Here is a 9,698-nt window from a genome sequence, read left to right as displayed (position 1 = left end):
CCTCGGCCAGGGCGATGGCGTTCGCCCGCAGGACCTCGGCCAGGGCGATGGCGTCCGGGCTCAGGGGTTTCGTGGTGTCGGTGTCCGGCCACACCTCCAGCAGCGTGTCCGCGGCCACCCGGACGCAGGTGGCCCGGTCGCCGGGTGCCATCGATTCCAGGGTCGCGCGTTGCGTGAGGGAGTGCACGCGGATCTGACCGGACTGGCCCGTCCTGGTGACCAGGGAAAGGCGGGTCAGGCAGCCGAGCGCGTCGCTCAGGTCGTCCTGCGTCGCGTCCGTGCCCACGTACTTCGTCACGGCTGCGGAGACCAGGGCGGACTCGGGGATGCCGTTGGCGTCGAGCACGGCGGCGATGTCGAGGACCTTGCCCGCGATGCCCCGCGGCGCCAGTTCGTTCGCCCGGTCCACCGACAGCGCCCACGTGGTCGCCACCGCTCGTTCCGAGGCCAACAGCTCGGTCTGCGGTGGGAAGAGGTCCTTCAGGGTGCGCCTGCGGTTATCCCAGCGGACGGCATACGCCTCGCAGGTCAGACCGCGGTCGGCGATGTACGCCGCGACCTGGCCGATCGCCAGCGGCAGGTGGCTGACCAGTTCCCCGATCGCCCCCACCCCCCGCAACAGGTCCTGCCGACCGCGCAGGCGCTCCTCGAGGCAGGCCCGGGACTGCTCCGGGGTGAAGAGGCCGAGTTCGACGTAGCTGCGCCCCGGGGTCTGGAAAGCCGCGTCCTGACGGCGGGTGGTGGCGATGGTCCGCCCGACCGGCGACGACGGCGGCCACAGGTTCTCGATGTCCTGGGGGCGCCAGATGTCGTCCAGGACGACCAGCCAGCGGGTGCCCGTGGTGGCGAACCAACTGAAGAGCAGCTGGATCGCGAGGTCCGGGTCCTCCCGCCCGGTCAAGGCCTGGGCCAGGGCCGTGTAACCGGAAACCAGGTCCGCGCGGGAGGTCGCCGTGATCCATGCCAGGAGCTCGACCCTGTTCCCGTTCCACTCCTGGTGGGCGTATTCGGCGACCAGTTGGGTCTTGCCGACCCCGGCGGTCCCGAAGACCACCGTGCATCCGCTGGTGGTGGGGAGCGCCGTGGTGGTCGCACGCGGCTGGTAGCCCGGCGCGATGTCCGGAACCGCCCCCCACAGGCACGGTGGGGCGATCTTCCCCTGGTACGGGGACGGGCCGTGGAAGTGGACATCCCGCACGCTGCGCGCCTGGACCGCGTTGGTGGCTCGGCCACTCACGTCCATGCGGTCATGAGGGGTGTCCTCGTCCATCGGCCCATCATCGGCCATGCGAAACCGTATCCGGTACCGGACCTGACACGTCGGGGGAGAATCGCCCCGGCCTCGGACCACCTCCGACCCGCAGCGGACTGCCGACGACGACCACTGCCGAGCCGCGCGGCCGTCGGGCGGAAAGGGCCCGGGCTGAACCGAGGCGGGCGTGCCGTCTCAGCCACTGCGAACGATGCGGCTACCCACTCGCATAAGTGCCGTTGCAGTAGGGTGAAGTGAGAGTGCGACGTTCGGTGAACAGGTCGAGAAGTAATGTTCAGAAGGCTTGCCGTCGCTGCTGGGTTGTCTGGTGGTCGTCTCTGGACTGTCTGGCGTGACAGCGGGCAGTGGGGGGGTGGGTGTGGTGTGGAGCACGCGGCAGTTGGCAGAGCTGGCCGGCACGACTGTCAAAACGGTGCGGCATTATCACCGGATTGGTGTGCTCGACCTGCCTGACCGGGCACCCAACGGGTACAAGCAGTACCACGTGGCTCATCTTGTCCGGTTGCTCCGGATCAAGCGCTTGACCGACATCGGCCTTTCGCTCGCCCAGATTCGGGAGATGGGAGGTGACGACGGTGGTTCGGAAGACACGTTCTGCATGCTTGACGCCAAGTTGGCGGATACGGTCGAGCAGCTACAGCGAATTCGCGGGGAGCTTGCGGTCCAGCGCGAGCACGGTGCTCCGTTGGATTCCCCGGCACGGTTCGGGGGCGTCGCTGACGGGCTGTCGGAGAAAGACTGGGCGATGTTGACGGTGTTCTCCGGGACTTTGCCGGATCACGCCATCGATGACCTCTGTCGGTTGATGGCGGAGCCCACCGACCGTGGTGTCGATGAGGAGTTCGATCGTCTTTCCGAGGACGCCGACGATGGGGCTGTCGCGGCGATCGCGAGCCGCCTGGCCGAGTCGATCCAGCGCAGCCATGCCCGGTTCCCGTGGATGGCGGACCCGTGCTCCGGGGGAACGCGGCGCCAAGAGCTCGCCGAGGCTGCGATCGGATCTGCTGTCGTCGAGCGGTTCAACGCCGCCCAGCTCAAGGCCCTCGCTCTCGCACACGCACAAGTGCGGGCGGGAAACTGATCGAAGCCACGTGGCCGAATGTGCGTATGTCGTTTCTGGTGGGCGACCGGACGGCAGTCCGCTCAGCTTCCGATATCGACCCACGGGAAACGTCGTTGATCATGCTCATGGCGCCGAGTGTCGGGTGTGGCCCGAGGGCGGAGTCGACCTCAGGTGCCTGAAAAGGTGATTCGGCGTTTCAGGGGAACGCTCGCAGGTGAGGAATTCGCCGGTCGGCGGCCCGGCTGAGCAGGCTCGTATCGCCCTCGCAAGCTCAGCCGGGCGCCGCATCGCGCTATTCCGGGGATGCCTTGCAGCGCTGGTCTCGAGGCAGGCTGCCGTCAACCAGGTACGTGGTGGTGACGTTCAACGCGCAGGCGTTGCCGCCCACGACGTAGACCCCGTGCCCGCTGCCTTCGACGCTGACCATCCGGGATCGCTGCGCGAACTTCTCCCGCAGCAATTCGCCGCCGCGGTGCGGAGTGGGCACGTCGTGCTGGTTCTGCAGGATCAGCACGTTCCGGGGACCTTTGTCGTTGACCGGCACCGGTGGCTCGGCTGGTCGGTGTGGCCAGTAGGCGCAGGGGGTGATGTTCGCAGCGGACGCCCCGAAAAGCGGGTACCGCTGGCGGTCTTCGGCCACCGCGCGCCGGTAGGTGTCGATGTCGGTGGGCCATTCGACGTCGTTGCAGGTCACGGCGAGGAACACGGTGAGGAAGTTGTCCGTGGGCAGCAGCTCGGTTTTCGTGTTTGCCCGCAGGCCCGGTGCCGAGGGGCTGTCCTGGCGCAGGATCTGCCACAACTGCGCTGTTTTCGCGTACAGCGACTCGTTGAACAAGTTGCCGAAGAGGTTGAGCCGGAACAGTGAACCGTCCAGGCCGTCCACGGGCTGCTTGTCGAGTTTTTCGGCAATCTCGAAGTAAGTTCGGCGCACCTGCGCGGGTGTACGGCCGAGACCGTAGGCACCGTGTCGTTCCGCGGCCCATTCGGCGAAGTCCGGGAACGTCTGCTCCATGCCCAGCGCATAGCGGCGCATGCCGTCGTGGTCGAGGTGGGTGTCGCCGACGTTGCTGTCGAGCACGATCCGGTCTGAACGCTCGGGGAACATCGAGGCGTAGGCGGCCCCCAGGGCTGAACCATAGGAGAGGCCGAAGAAGCTGGTTTTCCGCTCACCGAGCGCGGCCCGGATGCGGTCCATGTCGCGAGCGTTGTTCGCGGTGGTCAAGTGTCGCAACCTGTTGTCGCGGTCATTGGCCGTGCACTGCTCTGCGACCCGCTTCGCCACAGCGGCCTGCGCGGTGACCGCCGCGTCGTCGACCGCGTAGGGCGGAATGTTGGCCAAGTACGGCCCGGTGGTGGTGAAAGCGCAGCTCACCGGTGCGGAGCGGCCGACACCACGGGTGTCCACCCCGATCAGGTCATAGCTGTCCAACACACTGGTCGGCAGCCCCTTGTTCGCCAGTTGCGCGGACAGAACCAGACCCGAACCGCCGGGACCACCGGGGTTGAGAATCAGCACGCCCCGGCGTTTGCCCGGGTTCGTGCTGGCGAGCCGGGAGATCATCAGGTTGATCTGAACACCGCCCGGGTCGGTGTAGTCCAGCGGAACCGGCACCACGGCGCATTGCAGCTCACGTGGAGCGGCTCCCGCCACCACGTCGTCGGGGCAGGCGGTCCACCCCAGCCGCGTCGCCTGCGCGTCGGCCATCGCGGGCGCGGCCAGAGGGACACTCAAGCCGAGCACGGCCGCGAGAACCCACCCACGGCCGGGTCGATGTTTCCAGTGCATGGTCGTTCCCCCGCACGTCTGATCCGGTGATTTGCGAACCCATCCCAGCTCATGCCCTTGGGGCAAGGTCAACCACGGACCTCCTGCCCAGGTGAAGCGCCCTGCGGGCAGGTGATCGAGCAGGCGGCGCCGAGGAAGGCTCCGTGGATGTCGTCGCGGATCTCCCAGCGGGTGCGCAGGCGGCGGAACCGGTGCAACAACGCCAAGGCCCGCTCGACGACCCAGCGGCGCACGCTGAGCCCGGAGCCGTGTTCGACGCCGCGGCGGGCGATGAGCGCACGAGCCGTTCGGCGGGGCGGAGTCGATGGGCACGACCACCCCGGCGAGCACGATCTCGGCCACGCGCAGCATCGCCTCGGTGTTCGGCGCGATCTTGATCGACCGGTCGTCGAGCAGACCGATGATGACGCCCGCGGTCACGAGGCCGGTCACGCCGATGTGGGTGGACGAGGCTGTGGCCGGTGTGTCGGCCGCGTCGCGGTGCGCTGTTCCGGAGAAGTCCGGTATCCCCTGACCGGCTGTCCGCACCCGGCCACTCGGCTGGGCGCTCCGGCTGGTCCGCGGGTGCCGCCGGGCGGTGGCGGGGACGAGGATCGTGAGGCCGGTCCGCGGTGGCGTTCCCGCCTGCCCGGATCGCGCTCCACGTTCACGACCGGACAATCGGAGTTGTTTCCCGTGCACACCCTGATCGACCGCACGACCTTGCGGGCCCTTCTGGAGCATGCCAGACCGCAGCGGCGCACCATCCTCTGCGGAGGGTTGCTCGTCCTGTTGAGCGGCCTCGCCGCCGCGGCGCTGCCGTTGGCGGCCAAGGAGTTGGTGGACCGCCTGGGCGCGGGCGGCGGGATCACCGGCTTGCTGGTGCTGCTGGTCGGTCTCGCGCTGGCCGGTGCCGTGATCGCGATGGCAGGCAACTACCTGCTCGAGCGTGCCGCCGAGTCGGTCGTGCTGGGCGCCAGGAAACGGCTGGCGAGGCGGTTGCTGTCGTTGCGGGTACCCGAGTTCCAGCGCGCCGAGCCGGGCGATCTGCTGTCCCGGTTCACCGGTGACACGACGTTGCTGCGCGAGGTCTGCACGCACGCCCTCGTCGGATTGATCACCGGTACGGCGACGACCGTGGTGATGGTCGTGATGATGGGGACGATGGACCTGGTCCTGCTGGGCATCACCCTGGCCGTGCTCGCGGTCGTGGGCCTGCTCGCGCTCGCCGGGATGCCGATGATCGAGAAGTCCTCGCACGCCGCGCAGAGCGCTGTCGGGGAGACCGGTGCACGGCTGGAGCGGGTGCTCGGTGCCTTCGGCACCGTCAAGGCCGCCGGAGCCGAGGCCAGGGAGATCGCGGCCGTCGAACACGGTGCCCGGGAGGCCTGGCGTGCCGGTGTGCGATCGGCGCGGTGGGAGGCCTTGGTGCACGGCGTCAACGGTCTCGCGGTGCAGGCGTCCTTCCTCGCCGTGCTCGGTGTCGGCGGCGCGCGCGTCGCGACCGGCGCGATACCGCTGTCCACGCTGGTGGCGTTCCTGCTGTTCCTGTTCTTCCTGGAGGAACCGATCGGGCAGGTCCTGCACGCGGGCAGCAAGCTGCAGATCGGTTTCGCCGCGGTGCGCAGGCTGCGTGAGGTCGAGCAGATGCGGACCGAGCCCGTCGGCACCGGCGGCTCCGTCGCCGCCAGGCCCGCCGAGCGGGGTGGAGGACGCCTGAGCTTCTCCGACGTGCGGTTCCGCTACGGCCCGGACCTGCCGGAGGTCCTGCGGGGCGTGAGCGTCGAGGTGCCCGCGTCGGGCATGACCGCCTTCGTCGGGCCGTCCGGCGCGGGCAAGTCCACCCTGTTCGCGCTGATCGAGAGGTTCCACGAGCCCGACTCGGGTCGCATCCGCCTGGACGGCCGCGACCTCGCGGACTGGGACTTGGTGGGGCTGCGGGCGGGGATCGGCTACGTCGAACAGGACGCGCCCATGCTGTCCGGGTCGTTGCGCGAGAACCTCGTCTACGGCCGCCCGGACGCGACGGATGAGGAGGTCCGCGACGTTGTGGCGCGGACGAGGCTGGACTCGCTGGTCGACCGGTTGCCCGCCGGTCTGGACACCCCCGTCGGGCACTGCGGTGGCTCCCTGTCCGGTGGGGAGCGGCAACGGGTCGCGCTCGCTCGCGCGCTGGTCAGCCTGCCGCGAGTGCTGCTGCTGGACGAGATCACCTCGCAACTGGACGCCGCGAACGAGATGGCCATCCGGGACGTCGTCACCACAGCGGCGAAGACGATGACGGTGCTCGTGGTGGCGCACCGGCTGTCGACGGTGACGCAGGCGGACCGGATCGTGGTGCTCGACAGCGGCACGGTGCGGGCTGTCGGCACCCACGACGAACTCGTCGCGAGCGATCCGCTCTACGCCGAGTTCGCCGCCACGCAGCTTCTCACCGGCGAGCGCGGCGGGTGAGCGACGGCCCTGCGGTTCGCCGCAGGGCCGTCCCTTTTCCCGCTCGGGAGTCAGCCGTGTGCGGTGAGGGGAAGGATCAGCCGCAGCTGGAAACCGCCGTCGGCCGTGGGGCCGGTGTGCAGCTTGCCGTTCAGCAACGCCGCTCGTTCGTGCAGGCCGACCAGGCCGTGGCGGGCGCTGGGGAGCGCGAGGTGTGGCCGGGTCGGCCGGGTGTTGGTGACCGTCACCGTCAGGTCGGTGTCATCGTGGCTGATCTCCACGACGGCGCAGGCACCCGGCGCGTGCTTGCGCACGTTGGTCAACGCTTCCTGGACGGTGCGGTAGATCGCCCGCTGCACCGGCGGTTCGAGGCCTTCCGGAACGTTGCTGACCAGCTGCGCGTCGATCGCACTGCCTGCGATGAGGCGTTCGAGGTCGGTGAGCGTGGGCTGCGGGGTGAGCTCGGTGGCCGGGGTGCCGGAAGCGCGCAGCAGGTTCACCATGTGCCGCAGTTCGTCGAGGGTGGTGACCGACAACTGCCGCACGTTCGCGGCGGCCAGCTTGGCGTCCGGGTCCGCGGTGCTGACCTGGAGCGCTGCCGCCTGCACGGCGATCAGGCTCACCTGGTGGGAGACGACGTCGTGCATCTCGCGGGCGAGCTGGTTGCGTTCCTTGGCCAGGATCGCCTCGGCGTCGAGCCTGCGCTCGTGCTCCCTCGCCTCCTTCACCTCCTCCAGCCGCAGCGCCAGCTCGCGCCGGGAGCGCAGGAACTGGCCGAGCAGGATCGGGGCGAGCGCGGTCATCGTGAAGTAGATGACCCCGAGCAGCGTGTAGGAGTTCCAGATCGACGGGGCGAGGTCCGCCGTCGGAAAGACGAACCCGGCCGCGGCCAGCAGCCCGCAGCCCGCCAGGACCCACCAGTCGCGGGAGCGGCTGGAGACCACGTAGAGACCGATGATCGCCGGGACGATCGCGCCGGGGGCCAGCACCGCGGGCAACGTCGCCAGGAACGCGGGCAGCGGCAGGCGCTCGAGCGCAGGCAGGGCGAGCACCGCGATCGCGATCGGGACCACGCCGTACGGGTCCTCCTCGCTGATCATCGTCAGCACGCCCTCGGCCACCGCGAGCGCGAGCACCGCGAGGCGGACCGGAATCCGGGGGTTCACCGGGGCTCCTGATCGCCTTCGAGCAGCCCGGCGCGCTGCGCCACGAGAGCGGCCTGCACCCTGCTGCCGACGCGCAGCTTGGTGAGGATGGCGCTGACGTGGTCCTTCACCGTGCCCACGCTGATGTGGATTCGCGCGCCGATCTCGGTGTTGGACAGCCCCTCGGCGATCAGCACGAGCACCACGCGTTCCCGGTCGGTGAGCAGATCGACCTGCTCGGCCGCGTCCGACCCCGCGCCGGACCCCAGGTAGCCGTCGACCACGGTCCGGGTGACCTTGGGGGAGAGCACCACGCCGCCGTGGGCGAGAGTGCGGACCATCTGCGCGAGTTGTTCGGGGCCGGTGTCCTTGAGCACGAACCCGGACGCGCCCGTCCGCAGCGCGGTGGCGATGTACTCGTCCGAGTCGAACGTCGTCAGCATCGCCACGACCGGCGGCGGCTTGAGGCCCTGCAACCGGCGCAGGATCGTGAGGCCGTCCACGTCGGGCATCCGGATGTCGAGCAGCACGACGTCGGGCTTGAGCAGGCTGATCTCCCGCACCGCCTGCGCCCCGGTCGGGGTCGCGACCACCTTGATGTCCCCGGCCGCCTGCAGGATGAGGCGGAACCCCGTCCGCACCAGCTCCTCGTCGTCCACGACGACCACCCGGATCATGCGTTTCTCCTTTGCGGACCTGTACGGGTGCAGTCTCCCCGCCACCGGTGCGGGCCCGCCATCCGGGAGCTGGCGGACCCTCCCCGCCGACCGGCGGGTTCGGGCCTGCCGGTCGGCGGGGAGGACCCGGTTCGTCCGAACCTCAGCGAACGCGCTCCGCGGGCTTGGTCGCGAGGTTCAGCAGGTACTCCAACGGGCCCCTGCGGAAGAAGCGGGACCAGACCCAGGCGAACACCGTCACCCCGAGGATGAACAGGAGCACCGGCGTCCAGGAGGTCCGCGATTCGTTCCCGCCACCCGCCAGTTGGGGCGACAGGACGAAGTGGCCGACGTAGGCGGTGAGGGACATGGTGCCCACCGAGATGACCGGCGCCGCGAGTCGGCGCAGCAACGGCAAGCGGTCCAGTGCCACCGTGGCACCGATGATCACGGTGATCGCGACCCCCACGCAGCCGATGACGTCGAACGGCATGCCGCTGTGCGGCCCCGCCGTCAGCAACGACCACACCGACCCGAGCCCGTCGGGCGACGCCGTGTCACCCATGGCGCCGAGGTCTTTCGGACCTGACTTCGCACCGGTGGCGGAGAGCCACCGCCTCTGTGTCTCCGCGGCCGTCCGCACGCCCTCGAACAACCGCGACATCAGCCACGAGGTGCCGTGGGCGAAGACGGCCAGGCCAGGGCCGAACACGGCCAACCGTCGCCGTACGGTGTGGGTGGACAGGTCCAGCCTGCCCAGCGCCATGCCCGCGGTGACGAACGCCATCCAGGGGATCGCCGGGTAGAGGCCGGTGAGCAGCAGGTCGAGCACGCCCACACCGCCGACGAGGTCCAGCGGGTCGTAGGCCTTGAGCGCGGTGCTGACCGGCTCGGTCACCAGTGCCTTGACGCCCAGCGCCAGGGGCGGCAGCACCACGGCGAGCACGGCCGCGGTGATCGCGAGGGTGCGGGCGCGCAGCCGCACCAGCGGCAGGGCCAGCAGGAAGTAGACGCCGTAGAAGGCGAGGATCACCACGCCGCCGTAGAACGCGGCCATCACGGTGCCCAGCGCCAGGAGGACCACCGCCCGGATCGCGATGCGCACCTTCGCCTGACGACCGGCCAGACCTGTCTTGGGCTCCAGACGGCCGGCGAGCAGCACGAGGGAGAACCCGGCGAGGGTCGCGAACAGCGCGGACGAGCGCCCCTCGGCCAGGTGCCGCACCCAGGAGCCGATGCCGGTCGTGGCGGTGGCCGCGGGACCGAGGTGCACGACGAACATGCCGAACACGGCCAGGGCGCGCGCCAGGTCGATCCCGACCAAGCGTCCTGTCGACGGTGCGGTCGGTGTCGCGTGTTGGTG

At 69.9% G+C, this 9,698-nt stretch carries 7 protein-coding genes and 1 pseudogene; 2 read left to right on the top strand and 6 right to left on the bottom strand.

Going from position 1 to position 9,698, the window contains the following annotated elements:
* Nucleotides 1–1,270 (bottom strand): DUF7779 domain-containing protein (locus UO65_RS17495; RefSeq protein ID WP_233427684.1); only part of this gene is annotated, 1,270 nt, incomplete at its 3' end.
* 382 nt (nt 1,271–1,652) lie between these two features.
* Between UO65_RS17495 and UO65_RS17490 the strand changes: the two genes are divergently transcribed.
* Nucleotides 1,653–2,354 (top strand): helix-turn-helix domain-containing protein, encoded by a 702-nt coding sequence (locus UO65_RS17490; protein WP_161784474.1) that lies wholly within the window; start codon nt 1,653–1,655, stop codon nt 2,352–2,354.
* 274 nt (nt 2,355–2,628) lie between these two features.
* On the opposite strand, the gene UO65_RS17485 is transcribed toward UO65_RS17490, so the two are convergent.
* The gene (locus tag UO65_RS17485) at nt 2,629–3,897 is read right to left on the bottom strand and encodes an alpha/beta hydrolase (protein WP_233427689.1); all 1,269 of its coding nucleotides are present in this window, start codon (nt 3,895–3,897) and stop codon (nt 2,629–2,631) included.
* 293 nt (nt 3,898–4,190) lie between these two features.
* A pseudogene (locus UO65_RS37450) lies at nt 4,191–4,394 on the bottom strand (transposase); the annotation flags it as partial.
* Nucleotides 4,395–4,881: 487 nt separating this feature from the next.
* Here UO65_RS37450 and UO65_RS17470 point away from each other — a divergent pair.
* Nucleotides 4,882–6,555 (top strand): ABC transporter ATP-binding protein, encoded by a 1,674-nt coding sequence (locus UO65_RS17470; protein WP_233427682.1) that lies wholly within the window; start codon nt 4,882–4,884, stop codon nt 6,553–6,555.
* Nucleotides 6,556–6,605: 50 nt separating this feature from the next.
* Here the strand turns inward: UO65_RS17470 and UO65_RS17465 are convergent, their stop codons facing one another.
* The 3 genes from UO65_RS17465 to UO65_RS17455 all read right to left on the bottom strand — a co-directional run bounded on the left by UO65_RS17465 (nt 6,606) and on the right by UO65_RS17455 (nt 9,659).
* Nucleotides 6,606–7,700 carry a sensor histidine kinase gene (locus UO65_RS17465; RefSeq protein ID WP_233427681.1) on the bottom strand — a complete coding sequence of 365 codons (1,095 nt, stop codon included), beginning with the start codon at nt 7,698–7,700 and terminating at the stop codon, nt 6,606–6,608.
* On the bottom strand, nt 7,697–8,356 hold the full coding sequence (locus tag UO65_RS17460; protein WP_035283834.1) for a response regulator: 660 nt from the start codon (nt 8,354–8,356) through the stop codon (nt 7,697–7,699). The genes UO65_RS17465 and UO65_RS17460 overlap by 4 nt, the downstream gene beginning before the upstream one ends.
* A gap of 142 nt (nt 8,357–8,498) precedes the next feature.
* Nucleotides 8,499–9,659, bottom strand: a complete 1,161-nt coding sequence (locus tag UO65_RS17455; RefSeq protein WP_035283831.1) for a heparan-alpha-glucosaminide N-acetyltransferase domain-containing protein — start codon at nt 9,657–9,659, stop codon at nt 8,499–8,501.
* Between the last annotated feature and the right edge of the window lie 39 nt (nt 9,660–9,698).

It is taken from the genome of Actinokineospora spheciospongiae (genome assembly GCF_000564855.1).
Lineage (GTDB): Bacteria > Actinomycetota > Actinomycetes > Mycobacteriales > Pseudonocardiaceae > Actinokineospora > Actinokineospora spheciospongiae.
Note: the sequence above shows the minus strand (reverse complement) of the source record. Positions and strands in the feature narration are given on the sequence as shown.